This window comes from Hydrogenophaga sp., assembly GCF_026125825.1.
In the GTDB taxonomy this organism is placed as follows: domain Bacteria; phylum Pseudomonadota; class Gammaproteobacteria; order Burkholderiales; family Burkholderiaceae_C; genus Hydrogenophaga.
In genome coordinates this window covers 1-19,995 of sequence record NZ_JAHCKK010000080.1, presented here as the reverse complement: position 1 = coordinate 19,995, position 19,995 = coordinate 1, and the positions used below count along the sequence as shown (strand labels likewise).

Annotated in this window: 19 protein-coding genes; 14 read left to right on the top strand and 5 right to left on the bottom strand. The window is 70.6% G+C overall.

Features of this window, described 5'->3' with window-relative positions; all coding sequences use genetic code 11:
- The 3 genes from KIT86_RS19625 to KIT86_RS19615 form a co-directional block, all read right to left on the bottom strand.
- On the bottom strand, positions 1–754 hold a 754-nt coding region (locus KIT86_RS19625; protein WP_297401472.1), incomplete at its 3' end, for a dienelactone hydrolase family protein.
- Between the two features lie 104 nt (positions 755–858).
- Complete coding sequence (gshA, locus tag KIT86_RS19620; RefSeq protein ID WP_297401470.1) at positions 859–2,418, bottom strand: glutamate--cysteine ligase; 1,560 nt, start codon at positions 2,416–2,418, stop codon at positions 859–861.
- Between the two features lie 33 nt (positions 2,419–2,451).
- Positions 2,452–3,456 (bottom strand): tRNA-dihydrouridine synthase, encoded by a 1,005-nt coding sequence (locus KIT86_RS19615; RefSeq protein WP_297401468.1) that lies wholly within the window; start codon positions 3,454–3,456, stop codon positions 2,452–2,454.
- Positions 3,457–3,615: 159 nt separating this feature from the next.
- On the opposite strand from KIT86_RS19615, the gene KIT86_RS19610 reads away from it, so the two are divergent.
- The 6 genes from KIT86_RS19610 (at position 3,616) to KIT86_RS19585 (ending at position 8,870) form a co-directional block, all read left to right on the top strand.
- On the top strand, positions 3,616–4,227 hold the full coding sequence (locus KIT86_RS19610; RefSeq protein ID WP_297401476.1) for an RluA family pseudouridine synthase: 612 nt from the start codon (positions 3,616–3,618) through the stop codon (positions 4,225–4,227).
- A gap of 1 nt (position 4,228) precedes the next feature.
- Entirely contained in the window at positions 4,229–5,008 is a 780-nt protein-coding gene (locus tag KIT86_RS19605; RefSeq protein ID WP_297401466.1) for an SDR family NAD(P)-dependent oxidoreductase, read from the top strand.
- A 17-nt stretch (positions 5,009–5,025) separates the two neighbouring features.
- A complete protein-coding gene (locus KIT86_RS19600) occupies positions 5,026–5,598 on the top strand; it encodes a histidine phosphatase family protein (protein ID WP_297401464.1) in 573 nt (190 codons plus the stop codon).
- 55 nt (positions 5,599–5,653) lie between these two features.
- A complete protein-coding gene (bktB, locus tag KIT86_RS19595) occupies positions 5,654–6,844 on the top strand; it encodes a beta-ketothiolase BktB (protein WP_297401463.1) in 1,191 nt (396 codons plus the stop codon).
- Positions 6,845–6,862: 18 nt separating this feature from the next.
- Positions 6,863–7,408: a DUF4256 domain-containing protein gene (locus KIT86_RS19590; protein ID WP_297401461.1), complete on the top strand. Its 546-nt coding sequence runs from the start codon at positions 6,863–6,865 to the stop codon at positions 7,406–7,408.
- Positions 7,409–7,499: 91 nt separating this feature from the next.
- Complete coding sequence (locus tag KIT86_RS19585) at positions 7,500–8,870, top strand: MmgE/PrpD family protein (protein WP_297401459.1); 1,371 nt, start codon at positions 7,500–7,502, stop codon at positions 8,868–8,870.
- Between the two features lie 11 nt (positions 8,871–8,881).
- Here KIT86_RS19585 and KIT86_RS19580 read toward each other — a convergent pair whose 3' ends face one another.
- Complete coding sequence (locus KIT86_RS19580; RefSeq protein WP_297401457.1) at positions 8,882–9,655, bottom strand: IclR family transcriptional regulator; 774 nt, start codon at positions 9,653–9,655, stop codon at positions 8,882–8,884.
- Between the two features lie 120 nt (positions 9,656–9,775).
- Here KIT86_RS19580 and KIT86_RS19575 point away from each other — a divergent pair, with 120 nt between their 5' ends.
- From KIT86_RS19575 to KIT86_RS19550, 6 genes are read left to right on the top strand one after another with little or no spacing between them, the layout of a single operon-like run.
- A complete protein-coding gene (locus KIT86_RS19575) occupies positions 9,776–11,230 on the top strand; it encodes an FAD-binding oxidoreductase (protein ID WP_297401455.1) in 1,455 nt (484 codons plus the stop codon).
- Positions 11,231–11,247: 17 nt separating this feature from the next.
- A complete protein-coding gene (gene purB, locus KIT86_RS19570; RefSeq protein ID WP_297401453.1) occupies positions 11,248–12,609 on the top strand; it encodes an adenylosuccinate lyase in 1,362 nt (453 codons plus the stop codon).
- 56 nt (positions 12,610–12,665) lie between these two features.
- Positions 12,666–13,661 (top strand): Bug family tripartite tricarboxylate transporter substrate binding protein, encoded by a 996-nt coding sequence (locus KIT86_RS19565; RefSeq protein ID WP_367185455.1) that lies wholly within the window; start codon positions 12,666–12,668, stop codon positions 13,659–13,661.
- 13 nt (positions 13,662–13,674) lie between these two features.
- Positions 13,675–14,535 (top strand): sulfurtransferase, encoded by an 861-nt coding sequence (locus KIT86_RS19560; protein WP_297401451.1) that lies wholly within the window; start codon positions 13,675–13,677, stop codon positions 14,533–14,535.
- A 30-nt stretch (positions 14,536–14,565) separates the two neighbouring features.
- A complete protein-coding gene (locus KIT86_RS19555; protein ID WP_297401449.1) occupies positions 14,566–15,540 on the top strand; it encodes a tripartite tricarboxylate transporter substrate binding protein in 975 nt (324 codons plus the stop codon).
- Positions 15,541–15,572: 32 nt separating this feature from the next.
- The gene (locus KIT86_RS19550) at positions 15,573–17,891 is read left to right on the top strand and encodes a molybdopterin-dependent oxidoreductase (protein ID WP_297401446.1); all 2,319 of its coding nucleotides are present in this window, start codon (positions 15,573–15,575) and stop codon (positions 17,889–17,891) included.
- On the opposite strand, the gene KIT86_RS19545 is transcribed toward KIT86_RS19550, so the two are convergent.
- Positions 17,883–18,632, bottom strand: a complete 750-nt coding sequence (locus KIT86_RS19545) for a 2OG-Fe dioxygenase family protein (protein WP_297401445.1) — start codon at positions 18,630–18,632, stop codon at positions 17,883–17,885. The genes KIT86_RS19550 and KIT86_RS19545 overlap by 9 nt on opposite strands.
- A 36-nt stretch (positions 18,633–18,668) precedes the next feature.
- Here KIT86_RS19545 and KIT86_RS19540 point away from each other — a divergent pair, with 36 nt between their 5' ends.
- Both KIT86_RS19540 and KIT86_RS19535 read left to right on the top strand, forming a co-directional pair.
- Positions 18,669–19,178, top strand: coding sequence for a bacteriohemerythrin (locus KIT86_RS19540; RefSeq protein ID WP_297401443.1), 510 nt, complete (start codon positions 18,669–18,671; stop codon positions 19,176–19,178).
- A 72-nt stretch (positions 19,179–19,250) separates the two neighbouring features.
- The coding region (locus KIT86_RS19535; RefSeq protein ID WP_297401441.1) for a DUF2189 domain-containing protein at positions 19,251–19,995 on the top strand (745 nt) is incomplete at its 3' end.

Below are 19,995 nucleotides of genomic sequence, written 5' to 3'. Positions count from 1 at the left end.
CCGCCTTGAGCGCGGCCTCGTAGGCCGGCCAGGCCGCGTTGATGCGCTCGTCCACCCCCGCGAAATGGATCAGCAGCGGGGCCTTCACCCGGGCCGCGGCCTCCGCTGGCGGGTGGTTGCCGTAGTAGGGCACGGCCGCGGCCAGGTCGGGCAGCTCGGTGGCCAGCATGTGGGCCACCCCACCGCCGTAGCAGAAGCCCACCACGCCCACGCGCCCGTTGCCATCGGGCCGGGCCTTGAGCGTGGCGGCCGAAGCCAGGAAGTCCTGCTTTGTCCTGGCCTGGTCGAGCTGGGCGAACAAGGCCCGCGCCTTGTCTTCGTCGCCCGGGTAGCCACCCAGCGGCGTGAGCGCATCGGGCGCAAAGGCGAGGTAGCCCTCGAGCGCCAGGCGGCGCGCGATGTCTTCGATGTGGGGGTTCAGGCCCCGGTTCTCGTGCACCACCAGCACGGCGGGCAGGCGCCCGCCGGCCGGCGGCACCACCGGCCTGGCCACATAGGCCTTGACGGTGCCATGTCCCATTGGCGAGGGCACGCTCACGGTTTCCGTCTTGATGCGCGGGTCGTTCGCCGGCACCACCTGGGCGGCGGCGAAGTTCGGGCTGAGCGCGGCCAGCAGGCCGGTGGCCGTCATGCCGCCCACCGCGAACTTCGAGGCGCGGTCCAGGAAGGCGCGGCGGTCGATGTCACCGTGCACGTAGGCGTCAAACAGGATCAGCAGCTCCTGGTCGAAATCGGCGGCGGTCAGTCGGCGCATGGGCGATCTCCGGCAAAAAGATCGCAGGATAGGTCCCCGCCGGGCCGGCCGGGACATTGCCCATCCCCTCAGGCGGGCTTTGCGGGCTGGCCCGCAGCCAGGCCTCAGGCCGCCAGCGAGGTGGCCTGCATCTGCGGACGGCCCAGCCGCGCGGGCGAGACGTACTCCTGCCGGTAGATCTCGAACGGCATGGAGTCGGCCGCCTCGATGGCGCGCTGGTCTTCCACCGATTTCGCGGCCATCGCCTCGTACTTTGCCTGCAACTTGCTGGCCCAGGGCAGGCCCGCGAGGTGCTGGTGCGTCACGCGCGACTGGGCACGCGCGAAGGCGACGAAGGAATCGCCGTGGTGCTTGTGCATGGCCTGCAGCACGCGGGCCGAGGGCAGCTTGTCGGGATCCTGCAGATGGCCTTGCGCCAGCGCCACGGCCAGGGCGTGCTCGTTGCCGCCGTGGGCCTCGTCCAGCAGCGCGGCGATCGGAACCAGCTGCTCCAGCAGTTCGGCGCCCCACTCAATCAGGGGCACGCTCTGGCCGTTGCGCATCAGGTTCAGGCCCGGCTCGCGGCCGCGCGCGGCGGTCAGGTGCTGGTTGTGCGCGAGCTCGCGGATCTCGGCCGGCGTGTCGGGCGGGCTGTCCGACAGCAGGCAGTGCAGCAGGAACACGTCGAGGAAACGCAGCGTGGGCGCGCCAATGCCGATGGGCTCGAAGGGATTGAGGTCCATCAGCCGGACCTCGATGTACTCCACGCCACGCTCGCGCAGCGCATGCAGAGGGCGCTCGCCCGGGTAGATCACGCGCTTGGGGCGGATGGTCCCGTAGAACTCGTTTTCGATCTGCAGCAGCGTGGTGGCGAGCTGGTTGTAGTCGCCTCCCGGGTTGCGGATGCCCACGGCCTCGTAGGCCGGCCAGGGGCGCGTGAGCGCGTCGTGCAGCGAGGCCGCATAGCCTTCGAGGCCGTTGTAACTCACCGCCAGCGTGGCCTGCGCCTCGCTCTGGTAGCCCAGGCGGCCCATGCGCAGCGAGGTGCCGTGCGGCATGTAGAGCGTGCCGGTGTCGCCCAGCTTCTGCAGCTCGTGCTGCCGGCCTTCGACGAAGGTGGAACACAGCGCGGGCGAGGCGCCGAACAGCGTGAGCAGCAGGAAGGCGTGGCGGCGGAAGTTGCGGATCAGCGCGAAGTAGCCGTCGTTGTCCACGCCCGGCAGCGACCAGTTGTAGTGGATGCCCGAGATGGTCTGCATGCGCCGGCCATAGCGATGCGCCAGGCCCATGCGGTAGACGCTCTTGGCGCGGCCCACGTTGGACGAACCGTAGCGGCCGATGGGAATGGTTTCGTCGGGTGGCAGGCCACAGGGCATGCTGGACGCCCACATCATCTCCTCGCCCTGGGCGCGCAGCGCGCGCACGGTGTACTGGTGGACTTCGGTCAGCTCGGCCAGGCAGGCCTCGACGCTGTCGTGCACGCCGGTGATGAGTTCGAGCTGCGACTCGCTGTAGTCGGTGGTGATGTGGGGATGCGTGAGCGCACTGCCCAGGGCGGCCGGGTGTGGCGTGAGCGCCAGCCTGCCGTCGGGCTGGGCGCGCAGGCTTTCCTTTTCAATGCCGCGACGCATGCCGCGCAGACGGTCTCCTGGGAGGGCGGCCAGCCGTTGTTCGAGAGAGGTCATACAGGCGTCGTGGTTCGGGTCCGGGGCCGGAAGTTAACACGCCGGCGCCATTTCTGCTGGCAGCGCCCGGATCGACTCTGTGGTAGGCGCGCCGGCGATCTGGGCGCGCCGCAGCCAGGCTTCGATGTGATCGGGCTCGTTCACCAGGCGCAGTTCGTCGAACGCGGCCTGGGCCTCGGGGTAGCGTTTGCGCAGGTAGTTGAGCCATTGCTTGAGCCGCCCGGACCGGTGGCGGCGTTCCACGCGCGCGCTCACCTGCCGCCAGAAGATCTCGAACAGCGGGGGCAGGACCGACCAGGGCACGCCGCCCCGGCCTTGGATGGCCAGGGCCAGTCCGGGGTCGGTCACCATGCCGCGGCCGATCATGAGGTGCTCGCAGCCCGTCACCTCGCGGCAGCGCACCGCATCGGCCACGGTCCAGATTTCCCCGTTGGCGATGACCGGCAGGCGCGGGTGGGCCGGCGCCAGCGAGGCGCGCACCTCGGCCAGCCGGTCCCAGTAGGCGGGGGGACGGTAGCCGTGGGCCTTGGTCCGGGCGTGGATGACCAATTCGTCCGCGCCGGCCTCGGCGATGGCGTGGGCGCAATCCTCGGCGCGTTCGTCGTCGTTGAAACCCAGCCGCATCTTGGCGGAGACGGGCATATGGGCGGGCACGGCCCGGCGCACCGCCGCCACAATGCGCCCGACCAGCTCGGGCTCGTCGAGCAGCACGGCGCCGCCCCGGCTCTGGTTCACGGTCTTGGCGGGGCAGCCGAAGTTCAGGTCGATGCCGTGCGGGCCCAGGCCGGCCAGGCGCTCGGCGTTTTCCGCGAGCAGGGTCGGGTCGGAGCCGAGCAGCTGGGCGCGCACCGGCACGCCGGCGCGGGTGCGACCGCCGTTGAGGAGTTCGGGGACCACGCGGATGAAGGCGCGCTCGGGCAGCACGGTGGTGGTCACGCGGATGAACTCGCTCACGCAGCGGTCGATCCCGCCCGTGCGCGTGAGCACATCGCGCAGGGTGGCGTCGAGCAAACCTTCCATGGGGGCGAGCAACAGCATGCCGCGTATTGTCCTTTGCCCGGAGAATGTCGGGATGTTTCGCTCCTTTTTGCCGGCTGGCCCGGCCCTTGGCGTCCGGATCAACGAGGCGCTGCGCCCCCACGCGCCCAGCAGGGGCGCCGCGTGAGCGACCTGAAGGTGATCCACGAAGACGAACGGATGATCGTCCTGGACAAGCCCGCCGGCCTGCTGGCCGTCCCTGGAAGAGGCCCTGACAAGCAGGACTGCCTCAGCGCAAGGGCCCAGGCCCGATGGCCCGACGCCCTGGTGGTCCACCGGCTCGACATGGCCACCTCCGGCCTGGTCGTCATGGCCAGGGGCCTGGAGGCCCAGCGCCAACTCAGCCGCGCCTTCGAGCAACGGCTGGTCCACAAACGCTACACCGCCATGGTCGCCGGACCCCTGCACAACCCCGTGGCCGACAACGGCTGGAACACCATCGACCTGCCCCTCACCATCGACTGGCCCAACCGGCCCCGCAGCATCGTGAGCGCCGAACTCGGCAAACCCAGCGTCACCCGCTGGCGGCTCGACGGCCCCCCCACCGGCGGCGACACCACCCGGCTCGAACTCGAACCCGTCACCGGCCGCACCCACCAGCTGCGCGTGCACCTCCAGGCCATCGGCCACCCCATACTCGGCGACATGTTGTACGCCACCGCCGAACAGCAGGCCCGCGCGACGCGCCTGCTGCTGCACGCCCACCACATCTCCCTGCCCCATCCACCGCACGGCGACACCGTGCACTTCCACAGCCCCTGCCCCTTCTGACATGACCACCACGCCACTCCACCTCACCATCCTCACCGGCGGCTCACGCGGCATGGGCCTGGCCATGGCGATGCAGTCGCTGCGGCCCGACGGCCACCTGCTCTGCATCTCGCGCCACATCAACACCCCCCTGGCCGACGAAGCCCAGCGGCGCGATGCCACCCTCACGCAATGGGCACAAGACCTTGCCGACACCACCGGTGCCGCGCAGCGCCTGGAGGACTGGTTGAACGAGCAGGCCGCCACCGGCCTGGCCAGCGCCACCCTGATCAACAACGCCGGCGTCATCCCGCGCATCGGCCCGATCGACGCCTGCCCGCCCGATGACCTCGCCAACGCACTGCGGGTGGGCCTGGAAGCGCCCATGCTGCTCACCGCGGCCTTCCTGCGCGCCACCGGCGCCTGGGTGGACGCCGGCTGGCGGGGCCCGCGCAAGGTGCTCAACATCTCCTCCGGCCTGGGGCGGCGCGCCATGGCGGCCCAGGCGCCCTACTGCGCCGCCAAGGCCGGCATGGACCACTTCACCCGCTGCAGCGCGCTTGACGAAGCGCAGCGCCCGCACGGCGCGCGGCTGGTCTCCCTCGCCCCCGGCGTGATCGACACCGACATGCAGTCGAAACTGCGCGCGGGCGACCCGGCGGCTTTCCCCGACGTCGGGCGTTTCAAAGACCTGAAAAGCCACGGCCAGCTCAGCAGCCCGCAAGACGCGGCCGCCAGCGTGCTCGCCTGGCTGGAACGGCCCGACTTCGGCAACCACCCCGTCGCCGACGTGCGCGACTGAACGCCAGGGAGCATCCCATGCATCGACGCCAATTCACCCAGGCCACCGCCCTGGCCCTGACCACCCTGCCCACCCTGGCCTTCACGCAGGACAAGGGCTTCTGGACCCTGCTGCGCGAAGGCGGCTGCGTGCTGCTGATGCGCCACGCGCAGACCACGCCCGGCGTGGGCGATCCACCGAACTTCACGCTGGGCGATTGCAGCACCCAGCGCAACCTGAGCGACGCTGGGCGAAAGCAGGCGCGCAAGGTGCACGCGGCCTTCCTGCGCGAGCGCATCCAGATCCACCAGGTCCGCTCCAGCGCCTGGTGCCGCTGCGTGGACACCGCCATGCTGGCGTTCAAGGAGAACACGGTCTGGGCGCCGCTCAACTCCTTCTTCGGCACCGACGAGCGCGAGATGAGCACGCGCGACGTGCTCGATGCCGTGCAGGGCTGGCAGGCGCCGCGCAACCAGGTGCTGGTGACGCACCAGGTCAACATCACCGCCCTGACCGGCCAGAACCCCGCCATGGGCGAGATCCTGCTCACGCGGCCCGGCAGGGACGGCAGCGGCACGCAGCTGCGCGTGGTCGCGCGCCAGACGTTCTGAGGCCTGCTGCCGCGCTACGATGGCAGGCGAACCCCTTCATCATCCGGAGAACACCATGAGCAACCAGCGAGAAGTCTTCGTCGTCAGCGCCGTGCGCACCGCCATCGGCACCTTTGGCGGCAGCCTGAAAGACCAGCCCCCCACCGAACTCGGCGCGCTCGTCGTGCGCGAGTCGCTCGCGCGTGCCGGCGTCGAGGGCAAGGACGTGGGCCACGTGGTGTTCGGCCACGTGGTCAACACCGAGCCCAAGGACATGTACCTCTCGCGCGTGGCAGCCATCCAGGGCGGCTGCGCCGAAGGCACGCCCGCCTTCAACGTCAACCGCCTCTGCGGCTCGGGCCTGCAGGCCATCGTCTCGGCCGCGCAGGGCATTCTGCTGGGCGACACCGACGTGGCCATCGGCGCCGGTGCCGAGTGCATGAGCCGCGCGCCGTTTGCCAGCCTGAACATGCGCTGGGGCGCGCGCATGGGCGACACCAAGATGGTGGACATGATGGTCGGTGCGCTGCACGACCCCTTCCACACCATCCACATGGGTGTGACGGCGGAAAACATCGCGGCCAAGTGGGGCATCAGCCGCGAAGACCAGGACCGGCTGGCGGTGGAAAGCCACAACCGCGCGCAGCGCGCGACCGAGGCCGGCGTGTTCAAAGACCAGATCGTGCCCGTGATGCTCAAGAGCAAGAAGGGCGAGGTGGCCTACGCCACCGACGAGCACTTCCGCGCCAACGCCACGATGGACGACCTGGCCAAGCTCAAGCCGGTGTTCCTCAAAGAGAACGGCACCGTGACCGCGGGCAACGCCTCGGGCATCAACGACGCCGCCGCCGCCGTGGTGCTGATGGACGGCGCGACCGCCAAGGCGCGCGGCGCGAAGCCGCTGGCCCGCCTGGTGGCGTACGCACACGCGGGCGTGGACCCGAAGTACATGGGCATCGGCCCGGTGCCGGCCACCAAGCTGGCGCTGCAGAAGGCCGGCCTGACGGTGAACGACCTGGACGTGATCGAAGCCAACGAAGCCTTCGCCGCGCAGGCCTGCGCCGTCACGCGCGACCTCGGCCTGGACCCGGCCAAGGTCAACCCCAACGGCTCGGGCATTTCGCTCGGCCACCCCATTGGCGCCACCGGCGCCCTGATCACCGTGAAGGCGATCCACGAGCTGCAGCGCATCCAGGGCCGCTACGCGCTGGTGACGATGTGCATCGGCGGCGGCCAGGGCATTGCCGCCATCTTCGAACGGGTCTGACGCAGCAAGGGGCCGCCCATGAAGGCAGAACAACGCGACGAGCTGCTGAGCACCTTGAAACAACGGTTCGAGAAGCACACGAAGCGGCACGCCAAGGTGGCCTGGGCCGACGTGCTGGCCCGCCTCCAGAGCAAACCCGAGAAGCTCAAGGCGCTGGCCGACATGGAAAGCACCGGCGGCGAGCCCGATGTCATCGGCGGCGCGGACGCGCACGGCGCCTTCCTGTTTTGCGATTGCGCCGCCGAAAGCCCGGCGGGGCGCCGCAGCCTGTGCTTTGACGACGACGCCCTGGCCGCCCGCAAGGAGAACAAGCCGGCGGGCAGCGCGGCCGGGATGGCGCAGGCCATGGGCGTGTCGCTGCTGACCGAGGCGCAATACCGCCAGCTTCAACAGGTCGGTGAGTTCGACCTGAAAACCTCCAGCTGGGTGGCCACCCCGCCCGAGATCCGCCAGCTGGGCGGCGCCCTCTTCTGCGACCGGCGCTACGGCCAGGTGTTCGTGTACCACAACGGCGCACCGTCTTATTACGCCGCGCGCGGCTTCAGAGGCTGTCTGAGCGTCTGAACGCGAGCACGCCCGCCGGGCGGCGGGCATCGGGGCGCATTCGAGGCTTGGTTTATATAATGAAACACATTTCATTTAATGAACCAGCCACATGCCACCCACCCCCGAATCCCATCTGGTTGCCCACCTCGCCCGCCTTCAGCAGCGGCCCATCCCCGACGCCACCCGCGCGCGGCTGGCCCAGGCGCTGCTGGACTGGTTCACCGCCGGCTGGGCCGCCCACGGCATGGCGGGCGCCTCGGCACTGAGGGCCCTGGCCAGCACCTGCGTGCCCGGCCCCGGGCCCGCGCCGGTGTTTGGCGGGGCCCCGGCACAGCCCCTGGCGGCCGGTTTTGCCAATGCGGGGATCGCGCACCTGCGCGAAATCGACGATGCGCACCGCGCCGCCATGCTGCACCCGGGGGTGGTGGCGATTTCGCCGGTGCTCGCGCTGGCGGCCACGCAGGCGCTGTCGATGCGCCGCGCGGCGCACGCCATCGTGGCGGGCTACGAGGTGGCGCTGCGGGTGGGGGAGGCCCTGGGCACGCGGCACGCTGCGGGCTTCCATGCCACGGCGACGGCGGGCACGGTGGGCGCGGCCGCGGCCAGCGCGGTGGCGCTGGGCCTGCCGCCTGACCAGTTGCACCACGCCCTGGGCATCGCGGCCACCCAGTCGGCCGGGCTGTGGCAGCTGGTCGACGACGAGGCCCACGAGGCCAAATCGCTGCATCCCGGCTTCGCGGTGCGCAACGGCATGATGGCCGCCTGGGCGGCACAGGCCGGCTTTCCCGGCGCGCGCGCGTTCGTCACCGGACGGCGCGGCCTCTATGCGCTCCTGGATGGCGACGGCCCGCTGGCCGCGCTGGACAGCGACCTGGACGCGCCCGAGCGCCTGAACACCGCCACCATCAAGGCCTGGCCCTGCTGCGCCCAGCTCTTCACACCGCTGGACGCCACCCGGGAAATCCTCGACCAGCACGCGCCCGCCGTGCAGGACATCGAGTCGGTGCAGGTGGTCATCTTCCCGCACGCACTGAGGATCGCTGGCGTGCACTGGCCGACCAAGCCGGCGGAGACCCCGTTCTGCCTGCGCTACGTGGTGGCCACGCTGCTCATGCGCAACCGGCTGGGGATCGCCGACATGGAAGCGCCCGACCTGCAGTCGCCCGCGCTGCTGGCCCTGGCCGAGCGCGTGCAGGTGAGCACGGACGAGTCCTTCCAGCGCGGCTTCCCGCAAAAGCGCCCTTCGCGGGTCACGCTCACCCTCAAGGACGGCCGCCGCCTGAGCGCCTACCGCGAACAGCGCCGGGGCGACCCGGAAGACCCTTTCGACTGGGTGCAGTTGCAGGCGCGCATGCGGGCCTTCGCGCCGGCCCTGAGCGACCCGCAGGCCACCGCGTTGACCCGATGGTGCGAGGCCTTCGCGGACGGATCGAACGACGAGGCTCCCTGCCGCCCCGCCAACGGCCTCTTTGGCGGCTGAGCCGCACCGCTTCAGGCGGCCGGCACGCGCCAGCCATTGGGCGCCGCGCTGGCGAAGCCCTGCAGCGCCAGCTCATGGCGCACGATGTCCGCCGCCTTGCGCTGCGCCACGACGTTGTGGCGCGAGGCCAGGCCGATGACCACCAGGGCGCCGAGAAAGGTCCCGTCGCCGTCGAACACCGGCAGGGCCACCGACGCCATCTCGTCCACCCGTTCGGCGCGCGTCATGGCATAGCCCGTGGCGTCGATCTCGGCCTGGTGCGGCGTGGGGCTGCCGGTGAAGGCCAGCAGGATGTGCGCCGATGAACCGCCCGCCGCCAGCGGGATGCGCGTGCCCACCTCCACATGGTGGCGCACCTCCTTGACCGTGTTCTCGCGGTAGAGGCACACGCGGTCGTCGCCGCTGCGGATGTAGAAGGCCACGGTCTCGCCCGTCTGCTGCATGACCGCGTGCAGCACGGGCTGCAGGCGCGTGCCCAGATCGAAGGTGCTGCGGTAGAGCATGCCCATGTGCAGCAGCGCCGGGCCCGGCGCATAACTGCCGCTCTCAAACCGGTGAACCATGCGCGCGCGCTGCAACACGCCCAGCAGGCGCAGCAGCGTGGCCTTGTCCAGCCCGGTGCACTCGGCCAGCTCGCGCAAGGACATGCGAAGGCGGTCTTCGCGAAAGCACTCCAGGATGGAGATGCCCCGCTCGAGCACCCCCGCGGGCGGCTTGGGTGGGCTGGCCTGCGCCGCCTCGCCTGGAGGGACCGATGGGGCTGGAGGGTTTTTGGATGGCTTCATGGTGGGTGTCCGCGACTGCGGATTATCTCGGTTGACAGCGGACAGGGGTGGGCTTATAGTTTCATTCATTGAATCATAGTTCATTCAATGAAATGAACAAGTCTGAACCGCCCACCCGCCATGTCGAATCCCCCTGACCCCCTGGTTGCCGAACTGATCGCCATCGTCGGCGCCACCTATGTGCTGACCGACGACGCGGCCACGGCGCGCTACGTCGGCGACTGGCGGCGCAAGTACCCCGGCGCGGCGCGCGCCGTGGTCCGCCCCGCCAGCACGGCCGAGGTGTCCCGCGTGGTGGCCGCATGCGCGGCGAAGCAGGTGGCGGTGGTGCCGCAAGGCGGCAACACCGGGCTGGTGGGCGGCTCCACGCCCGACGCCTCGCGCAGCGAGGTGCTGCTCAGCCTGGACCGCATGAGCGCCATCCGGCGGGTGGACCCGCTGGACAACAGCATGACGCTGGAGGCTGGCTGCACCGTGCTGGCGGCGCAGGAGGCGGCAGCCGCTCAAGGGCGGCTGTTCCCGCTCTCGCTGGCCTCCGAAGGCAGCGCCACGGTCGGCGGCGTGGTGTCGACCAACGCCGGTGGCGAGCAGGTGCTGCGCTACGGCAACACGCGCGACCTGACCCTGGGCCTGGAGGTGGTGCTGGCCGATGGCCGCGTGCTCGACGCGCTGGGCGCCCTGCGCAAGGACAACACCGGCTACGACCTCAAGCAGCTCTTCATCGGCGGCGAAGGCACCCTGGGCATCGTCACGGCCGCCACCTTCAAGCTGTTTGCGCAACCCACCCAGGTGGTCACGGCCTGGGTGGCGGTGCGCGATCCGCAGGCTGCGGTGGAACTGCTGGCCCTGCTGGGCGCGGCGGTCGGCGAACGGGTCACGGCCTTCGAGCTGGTGGGGCGCCAGGCACTGGACCAGGTGCTGGCCCACGGCACGCCGGGCATGCGCGACCCGCTGGCGGGCGGGTACGGCTGGGCGGTGCTCCTGGACGTGTCGGAAACCTCCACGCGCATGGACCCTGCGCCGGCGGTGGAGGACGTGCTGGGCCAGGCGATCGAGCAGGGCCTGGTGCTGGACGCGGTGCTGGCCCGCTCCAGCCAGCAGAGCCACGACCTGTGGGCCCTGCGCGAGCACGTGCCCGAGGCGCAGCGGCTGGAGGGCCCGTCCATCAAGCACGACATCTCGGTCGCCGTCTCGCGCATCCCCGAGTTCATCGACGAAGCCGGCGCGGCGCTGCAGGCCTTGCTGCCGGGCGTGCGGGTGGTCTGCTTCGGCCATGTCGGCGACGGCAACCTGCACTACAACCAGAGCAAGCCCGCGGGCATGTCGGACAGCGACTTCCTGCGCCACGAGGACGCGATCCACGACACGGTGCACGAGATCACCGCGCGCCTGCAAGGCTCGATCTCCGCCGAGCACGGCATCGGGCGCCTCAAGCAGGCGGCCTTCCTGCAACACAAGGCGCCCGTCGCGCTGGAACTGATGGCGCGCATCAAGCGGGCGATCGATCCCGCCAACACCTTCAACCCCGGGCGCGTGCTGCCTCGCGCGCTGCCCGTCCCGAAACCCGTTCCCTAACTCTCTCCAGGACTTCCATGCCCGTTTCCGTCTTCGACATGCAATCGCTCCAGCACCTCTGGGGCACCGACGAGCTGCGCCGCATCTTCGGCGAAGAGAATCGCATCCAGAAGTGGCTCGACTTCGAGGCCGCGCTGGCCGCGGCCCAGGCCGAACTGGGCCTCATCCCGGCGGCCGCCGCCCAGGAGATCGCGCAGCAGGCACGGGTCGAGCACATCGACATCGCCGCCATGTCGGCCGAGATCCGCCGCATCAAGCACTCCCTGGTGCCCGCGCTCAAGCAGCTGCAGGCCCGCTGCAGCAAGGAGAACGGCGAATGGGTGCACTACGGCGCCACCACCCAGGACGTGGTCGACACCGGCGTGGCCCTGCAGCTCAAGGAGTTCCACGCCGTGGCGCTGCGCGACCTGAAGGCGGTCGGCCAGGAACTGGCCCGCCTGGCCGTCACCCACCGCGACGTGCCCATGGCCGGCCGCACCCACGGCGTGCAGGCCCTGCCCATCACCTTCGGCCACAAATGCGCGATCTGGCTCGACGAGCTGGGGCGCCACCACGAGCGCCTGGTGCAGGCGGCCCCGCGCGTGCTGGTGGGCATGTTGGCCGGGGCCGTGGGCAGCCAAGCCTCGCTGGGCCCCAAGGCGCAGGCGCTGGAGCAGCTCATGCTCACCAAGCTGGGCCTGGGCACCCCGGCCATCAGCTGGGCACCGGCGCGCGACCGCTTCACCGAGTACGCCAACCTGCTGGCCATGCTGGGCGCCACGCTCTCCAAGATCGGCAACGAGCTGTTCAACATGCAGCGCAACGAATTCGGCGAGGTGGAAGAAGGCTTCTCCGACGGCAAGCTGGGCTCTTCGACCATGCCGCACAAGCGCAACCCCACCTCCGCCGAAAACCTCGCCGGCCTGTCGCGCCCGCTGCGCTACAACGCGGCCATGATGGTCGAGGGCATGGTGCAGGAAAGCGAGCGCGATGGCATCGCCTGGAAGATGGAATGGAAGGCCCTGCCCGAGTGCTGCCTGATCGCCGGCGCCATGCTGTTCCAGGCAAAGAACCTGCTGGCCGGGCTGAAGGTCAACGCCGACGTGATGGCCGCCAACCTCGACAAGATGCGCGGCTACCTGCTCTCCGAGCGCGTGATGCTGGAGCTCTCCGAGCGCGTGGGCAAGCAGACCGCCCACGAGTGGATCTACGAGGCCTCCATGCACGGCATCACGTCGCGGCTCGACTTCGCCGACGCCATGCGCCAGCACGAAGGCCTTTCCCAGCGCCTGAGCGACGACGAGATCCGCGATTTCACCGACCCGCTGCAGTACCTCGGCCAGTGCGGTGCCACGGTGGACCGCGTGGTGGCCCTGCAGCAAGCCTGGCTGCGGGACTGAGACCGTTTTCCCGCGGGACAGCCAGTCCCTTCACCCACAACAATGGAGACCAACCGATGAAACCCCTTGCCCTCAACGCCCTCGGCCGCCGCACCATGCTGGCCCTCACGCTCTCGCTGGGTCTGGGTGCGGCCGCACCGGCCTTCGCGGCCTATCCCGACCAGCCGATCAAGCTCGTGATCGGTTTTCCGCCCGGTGGCGGCGGCGACCTGTATGGCCGGCTGATCGCCAACGCCCTGAGCAAGACCCTGGGCCAGACCGTGGTGGCCGACAACCGCACCGGCGCGGGCGGCAACATCGCCGCCGACCTGGTCGCCAAGGCCAAGCCCGATGGCTACACCCTGCTGCTGGCCATGAGCGGCAACCTCGCGGTGGCGCCCGCCACGCGGCCGCAGAGCATCCCCTACAAAGTGCCCGAGGACTTCGCGCCCATCGGCATGATCCTGGAAGCGCCGCACGGCCTGTTCGTGGCGCACGGTTCGCGCTTCAAGACCGCGCGCGAGCTGCTGGACGCGGCCAAGACGCAAAAGCTCAGCTTTGCCTCCACCGGCGCGGGCGCGGCGGCTCACATGGGCATGGAGATGGTGGTCAAGGAGGCCGGCGTGGAGATGCTGCACGTGGCCTACCGCGGCTCCGGCCCGGCCATCACGGACATGCTGGGCGGCCAGGTGGACAGCTTCTTCGCCACCGCCTCGCCGCTGGTGAACCAGGTGCGCCAGGGCCAGCTGCGGCTGCTGGCGATCACGGGGGACAAGCGCAACCCGGCCATTCCCGACGTGCCCACCTTCAAGGAGCTGGGGGTGAACGTGCCCGTGACGCAGTGGTACGGCCTGGTCGCGCCGGCCGGCACGCCCGAGGCCGTGGTCAGGCACCTCTCGGAACACCTCAGCCGCGCCCTCGCCACACCCGAAGTGCGCGACGCCATCCGCCGCGACGCCGCGACCGAGCGCAACCTGCCCATGGACGCCTTCCGCAGTTTCATCCTCGAAGACATCGCGCGCTACAAGGCCGCGCTCACCCCGGCGCTGCTCAAGGAAATCGCCAGCAAATAAGGGCCTTCGCTTCATGATCACCTTCGACACCCTGATCTCCGCCGACGAGCTCGCGGCCGCCCAGAAGAGCGGCACGCCGCCCCTGGTGCTGGACTGCAGCTTCGAACTCACCGACCCGCAGGCCGGCCAGCGCGCCTACGAGGCCGGGCACATCCCGGGCGCGCGCTACGTGCACCTGGACCAGGTCCTCTCCGCGGCCAAGACCGGGCGCAACGGCCGCCACCCGCTGCCCAGCCGCGAGACCTTCGCCACGGCCATGGCCGCGATGGGGCTCGACGCAGGCATGCAGGTGGTGGCCTGCGACAACGCCAGCGGCATGTTCGCGGCGCGCCTGTGGTGGATGCTGCGCTGGGCCGGCCACCGCGCCGTGGCGGTGCTCGACGGCGGCATCGCCGCGTGGACGGCGGCTGGCCACCCGCTGAGCCAGGGCGCGCCGATGGCGGCGACCCCGGGCAGCTTCCGCCTGCAACCCTCGCTGGTCGCCACGGTCACTTACGACGAGGTCAAGGCCAACATCGACAGCGCCGGGCGGCTGGTGCTGGACGCGCGAGCGCCTGACCGCTTTCGCGGCGAGAACGAAACCCTGGACCCGATCGGCGGGCACATCCCGGGCGCACGCAACCGGCTGTTCAAAGACAACCTGGCGGCGGACGGCCGATTCAAGCCGCCCGCCCAGCTGCGCCAGGAATTCGACGCGATCACCCAAGGCCGGCCGGCCACGCAACTGATCAACCAGTGCGGCTCCGGCGTGACCGCCTGCCACAACCTGCTGGCCATGGAGGTCGCCGGGCTGCGCGGCGCGGCGCTCTATCCCGGCTCGTGGAGCGAGTGGAGCGCCCAGCCGGGCGCACCCGTCGCCACCGGCGCAGCCTGACCCCTTGACAAAAAAAACCTGGAGACATTCATGCACATCGCTCCCCTGCTGCGCCGCGGCGCCCGCGCGCTCCTGGCGGCCGGGCTCATGGGCCTGGCCGCCCTGGCCTCGGCCCAATACCCGGACCAGCCGATCCGCCTGCTGATCGGCTTCCCACCCGGGGGCGGCGGCGACCTGTACGGGCGCACCATCGCCAACGAGCTGGGCAAGCACATCGGCAAGCCCATCGTCGTCGAGAACCGGCCCGGGGCGGGCGGCAACATCGCCGCCGAACTGCTGACGCAGGCCAAGCCCGATGGCCACACCCTGCTGCTGGCCATGAGCGGCAACGTGGGCAGCGCGCCGGCGATCCGCACCAACCTGCCCTACAAGGTGCCCGACGACTTCGTGTTCATCAGCCAGCTGGTGGAAACGCCCTACGGCCTGGTGGTCCGGGGCGACTCCCCCATCAAGACCATCCAGGACTACATCGCCACCGCCAAGGGCGGCAAGATGAGCTACGCCTCCACCGGCACCGGCGGCGCGGCGCAGATCGTGATGGAGATGGTCAAGCAGCAAGGTGGCCTGGACATCCTGCACGTGCCCTACAAGGGATCGGGCCCGGTCATGACCGACCTCATGGGTGGCCTCGTCGACAGCTTCTTCGCGCCCTACACGCCGCTCATGGGTGCCATCAACGGCGGCAAGCTGCGCCTGCTGGCGGTGAGCACCGACAAGCGCCTGCCCGGCATGCCCCAGGTGCCCACGCTCAAGGAGTCGGGCATCGATGTCGTGATGACGCAGTGGTACGGCCTGGCCGCGCCCAAGGGCACGCCGCAGCCCGTCATCGACAAGATCACCCAGGCCGTGAAACAGGCCATGCAGGCGCCGGAGGTGCAGCGCGTCTATGGCGCCGACGGCGCCCAGGCGTCGTCCCTGACCGGCGTGGCCTTCCGCGACTTCGTGCTCAAAGACATCGCCAACTACAAGCGCGGCGTGGAACGCGGCAACCTCAAGGCGGAATGACCGCCCCCCTTCTTCTTGCATCTGGATCCCCCGTGCCCCTGCCCGCCTCACCCTCCCCAGCAGACCCGCCCCTGCGCCCGCACAGCGCCCACTGGGGCGTCTTCTCCGCCGGCTGGCGAGACGGCGAACTCGCCGTGCAGCCCCACCCGGGCGACCCCGACCCGAACCCGCTGATCGACAACTTCAAGACCGCCCTGCACCACCGCGCGCGCGTCACCACGCCCATGGTGCGGCGCGGCTGGCTCCAGGACGGGCCGGGCCCCGATGCCCGGCGCGGCCAAGACAGCTTCGTCCCCATGGCCTGGGGCGAGGTGCTGGACCGCCTCGCCAACGAACTGCGGCGCGTGCAGCAGGCCCATGGCTGCGAAGCCATCTTCGGCGGCTCCTACGGCTGGTCGAGCGCGGGGCGCTTCCACCACGCGCAAAGCCAGGTCCACCGCTTCCTCAACACCACCCTGGGCGGCTACGTGCGCTCGGTGAACAGCTACAGCGCCGGCGCCTCGGGGCCGATGCTGCCGCACGTCATCGGCACCATGGAAGAAGTGGCGCGGCGCAACGTCACCTGGGAGCAGATCGTCGAACACACGGACGTGGTGCTCGCCTTCGGCGGCATGGCGCTCAAGAACTCGCGCGTGGCCTCGGGCGGCATCAGCCGGCACATCGAGCGCGAGTCCATGCGCGCGGCCGCCGCGCGCGGTTGCCGCTTCGTCTCCATCAGCCCCTTGAAGAGCGATCTGCCCGACGAGGCCGCATTCGACTGGCTGCCCGCCGTGCCCGGCACCGACACCGCGCTGATGCTGGCGCTGGTGCACCAGCTGGTGAGCGACGGCGCGCACGACCGCGCCTTCATCGACCGGTACTGCGACGGCTGGGGCCCCTTCGAGGACTACCTGATGGGCCGCAGCGACGGCGTGCCCAAGAGCTGCGCCTGGGCCGCGCCCATCTGCGGCCTGCCCGAGCAGCAACTCATCGAGCTGGCGCGCGCGCTGGTCGGCCAGCGCGTGCTCGTGGTGGTGGCGCATTCGCTGCAGCGTTCCCAGCATGGCGAACAACCGGTCTGGATGGGCGCCGTGCTCGCCGCCGCACTGGGCCAGCTCGGCCTGCCCGGCGGCGGCTACAACTACGCGCTGGGCACGCTGGCGCACTACGGCAAGCGCAACAACGCAGTGCCCGCCGCCGCGCTGCCGCAGGGCGACAACGGCGTGAAGGCCTTCATCCCGGTGGCGCGCATCAGCGACATGCTGCTCCACCCCGGCCAGCCGTTCGACTACAACGGCCAGCGCCGCACCTACCCGCACATCCGCCTGGCCTACTGGGCCGGTGGCAATCCCTTCCACCACCACCAGGACCTCCAGCGGCTGGCCGACGCCTTTCGCACGCTCGACACCTTCGTCGTGCATGAGATCGCCTGGACGGCCACCGCCCGCCACGCGGACATCGTGCTGCCCTGCACGATGACGCTGGAGCGCGAAGACATCGGCGCGACCCCCACCGACCCGCTGGTGGTCGCCATGCACCGCATCGCCGAACCCCATGGCCTGGCGCGCGACGACTACGACATCTTCTGCGACCTGGCCGAGCGCCTGGGCGGCCTGCAGGCCTTCAGCGAAGGCCGCGACACGCGCCAGTGGCTGGCCCACCTGTACGAGCGCACGCGCGCCGGGCTCCAGGCCATGGGCGAGGAAGCGCCGGACTTCGAGACCTTCTGGCAACGCGGCGAGCTCCTGCTGCCGCAGAAGGACGACGACGGCGGCATCCTGCGCGCCTTCCGACACGACCCCGAAGGCGCCCGCCTCGCCACGCCCAGCGGCAAGGTGCAGATCAGCTCACCCGTGGTGGCCGGCTTCGGCTACGCGGACTGCCCCGGCCACCCGGCCTGGCTGCCCCCCAGCTTCGCGCCCGATGCGGCCCACCCGCTGTGGCTGGTGGCCAACCAGCCGCACGCCAGGCTGCACAGCCAGCTCGACTTCGGCGCCCACAGCCAGTCCACCAAGCGCCAGGGCCGCGAGGTGTGCACCCTGCACCCGGCGGCGGCCGCCGCGCGCGGCATCCGCGAGGGCGACACCGTGCGCCTCTTCAACGAGATCGGGGCCTGCCTGGCCAGCGCGCACCTGTGCGCCGAGATGCGCGAAGACGTGGTGCAGCTGCCCACCGGCGCGTGGTACGACCCGGCGCTGGATGCCCAGGGCCGGCCGATGTGCGCACACGGCAACCCAAACGTGCTCACCCGGGACATCGGCACCTCCTCGCTGGCCCAGGGCTGCGCCGGTCAGCTCAGCACAGTGCAGGTGGAGCGTTTCGATGAACCGCTGCCACCGATCCGCGCCTACGAACCGCCGCCCTCAAGCTGAGGCATCGCCCTGGAAGGACCCGCTGCGGTAGGTCACCACCAGGGTGTCGCGCCAGCCCAGCGCTTCGCCTTGCAGCGGCTGGATCGGGGTGCTCTCGTGGATCACGCGCGCATCGTCGAGCAGCAGCAGCGACCAGGGCTCGCGCAGCGTGAAGCGCTGGCCGCTCGGTCCGTTGGCCTCGAAGACGCGGCTCTCGCCGCCCTTGATGGCGTGGCGGTCCACCATGAACACGGCCACCAGGTCCACGCCATCGCGGTGCGCGCCCTCGGGCGTGGGCCGTCCGATGCCGTCGGTGGTGTCGATGCGGAACACATGGGCCTCCACGCTCCAGGGCTGCGCGCCGCGCAGCGCGCTGGCCGCCTCGCCCAGCCGGGCCAGCAGACGGCTCCACACCGGCAGCGCGACGGTGGCCGGCTCCATGGGCTCGAACCAGCGCTGCATGCCGCCGTGCAGCGCGTTGTACTCCAGCGGTTGCCAGTGCGCGCGGTGCGGCACCTGCCGCACGCGGTCGTCCTCGACGACGAAGCAACTGTGGCGGCGGCTGCGGTAGCGCCCGCCGTCCTTCAGGTAGGCGTCGGGCGGCAACTGGTTCCAGCCGGTGTGCAACTCGGCCAGATCGAGCGGGCGCGCGGCGAGCCACTCGCCCACGGCCTGGGCGCTCAGCAGGGCAAAGCCGGTGGATTTCAAGGCGCTGTGCACATCGGACAGCGGCACGTAAGGGGGCTGGAATTCGCTGGTCATATGGCCGGCCAGTGTAGCGGCGAGCCCGCCAACCCCATGGCATCGCAGGCCTTGAGCGCCAAGGTCGTTTGCGCTGGATCAAGACGCTGGCGCGCGGCCGCTGCCAAGCTACGGCCAGGCCCAGCCACGGGCCTCAAGGAGCTGCACCTGATGGAGAACACCGCGCAATGGACCACGGCCCTGTGGCTGGACTTCGACCCGCTGGACAACATGAACCGCGAGCTCATGGCGCGGCTGGCGCAGGCCCAGGCCGCCAGCGACGCGGAGTTGCCGCAGGCCTGGGCCGACCTGGTGGCGCACGTGGCCATGCATTTCGGCCAGGAAGACACCTGGATGCGCGAAACCGGCCACGGCCGGGCCGACGCGCACGCGCTGGAGCACCGCGTGGTGCTCAACCTGTTGCGCGAGGGCGTGGGGCAGATCCGCCAGGGCGAGCTCGAACCGGTGCGCCAGATGGCGCGCGAGCTCGGTTCGTGGTTCGCCCGGCACACGCATGCGTTCGATGCCGGCCTGGCGCTGCACCTGCGCAGGCATTCGCTCAGCTGAGCCGATCCGCTACATTGCACGCGCAGCAGCCACCCATCCACGAGGTGGCGCGCCGATCCGAGGAGACAGCACATGACCGACGAATCCCCCGCTCCGCCGCCACCGCCGCCGCCATCGGTGTTCGACCTGCGCCTGGCCGACCTGCGGGCCGGCGACCCGCTGCGCTGGCTGCGCCTGGGCTGGCACGATTTCCTGCGCAGCCGGGTCGGCCTGTTCTACGGCCTGTGCTTCTTCCTCATGGGGCATGCGCTCATGGCGGTGTTCCGCGCCGCGCCGGCCTATGTGCTGGCGCTCTCGGCCGGCTTCCTGCTGCTGGGGCCTTTCCTGTGCCTGGGCCTGTACCACGTGAGCCGCGCGCTGGAGGAAGGCCGCGAGCCCTCGCTGCCGGATTCGCTGCTGGCCTGGGAGCAGACCAAGGGCTCGATGGCGATCTTCGCGGGGGTGCTGCTCATCCTGGAGATGCTGTGGGGCCGCGCCTCGCTGGTGATCTTCGCCGTCAGCTTCGACGGCATGCCCGATTTCAAGGGCTCGCTGCTGGCGCTGCTGGACCCCGACAACCTCGGCTTCATCGTCGCCTACCTCGGTGTCGGCGCGGTGTTCGCCGGGCTGATCTTCGCCGTCAGCGTGGTCTCGATCCCGATGATCCTGGACCGGCCCACCGACGCCATCACCGCCGGCCTGACCAGCATGCGGCTGGTGCTGACGCAGACCGGCGTGATGCTCTGGTGGGGCGCGCTGATCTCGGGGCTGGTGGTGGTGGCCATGCTGCCGTGGTTCGCCGGGCTGCTCGTCGTCGGCCCGGTGATCGGTCACGCGA

Bases quoted from the DNA above. Each gene is read 5' to 3' on its own strand.
- gshA (WP_297401470.1), bottom strand. From the start codon at position 2,418: ATGACCTCTCTCGAACAACGGCTGGCCGCCCTCCCAGGAGACCGTCTG.
- KIT86_RS19615 (WP_297401468.1), bottom strand. From the start codon at position 3,456: ATGCTGTTGCTCGCCCCCATGGAAGGTTTGCTCGACGCCACCCTGCGC.
- KIT86_RS19610 (WP_297401476.1), top strand. From the start codon at position 3,616: ATGATCGTCCTGGACAAGCCCGCCGGCCTGCTGGCCGTCCCTGGAAGA.
- KIT86_RS19605 (WP_297401466.1), top strand. From the start codon at position 4,229: ATGACCACCACGCCACTCCACCTCACCATCCTCACCGGCGGCTCACGC.
- KIT86_RS19600 (WP_297401464.1), top strand. From the start codon at position 5,026: ATGCATCGACGCCAATTCACCCAGGCCACCGCCCTGGCCCTGACCACC.
- bktB (WP_297401463.1), top strand. From the start codon at position 5,654: ATGAGCAACCAGCGAGAAGTCTTCGTCGTCAGCGCCGTGCGCACCGCC.
- KIT86_RS19590 (WP_297401461.1), top strand. From the start codon at position 6,863: ATGAAGGCAGAACAACGCGACGAGCTGCTGAGCACCTTGAAACAACGG.
- KIT86_RS19585 (WP_297401459.1), top strand. From the start codon at position 7,500: ATGCCACCCACCCCCGAATCCCATCTGGTTGCCCACCTCGCCCGCCTT.
- KIT86_RS19580 (WP_297401457.1), bottom strand. From the start codon at position 9,655: ATGAAGCCATCCAAAAACCCTCCAGCCCCATCGGTCCCTCCAGGCGAG.
- KIT86_RS19575 (WP_297401455.1), top strand. From the start codon at position 9,776: ATGTCGAATCCCCCTGACCCCCTGGTTGCCGAACTGATCGCCATCGTC.
- purB (WP_297401453.1), top strand. From the start codon at position 11,248: ATGCCCGTTTCCGTCTTCGACATGCAATCGCTCCAGCACCTCTGGGGC.
- KIT86_RS19565 (WP_367185455.1), top strand. From the start codon at position 12,666: ATGAAACCCCTTGCCCTCAACGCCCTCGGCCGCCGCACCATGCTGGCC.
- KIT86_RS19560 (WP_297401451.1), top strand. From the start codon at position 13,675: ATGATCACCTTCGACACCCTGATCTCCGCCGACGAGCTCGCGGCCGCC.
- KIT86_RS19555 (WP_297401449.1), top strand. From the start codon at position 14,566: ATGCACATCGCTCCCCTGCTGCGCCGCGGCGCCCGCGCGCTCCTGGCG.
- KIT86_RS19545 (WP_297401445.1), bottom strand. From the start codon at position 18,632: ATGACCAGCGAATTCCAGCCCCCTTACGTGCCGCTGTCCGATGTGCAC.
- KIT86_RS19540 (WP_297401443.1), top strand. From the start codon at position 18,669: ATGGCATCGCAGGCCTTGAGCGCCAAGGTCGTTTGCGCTGGATCAAGA.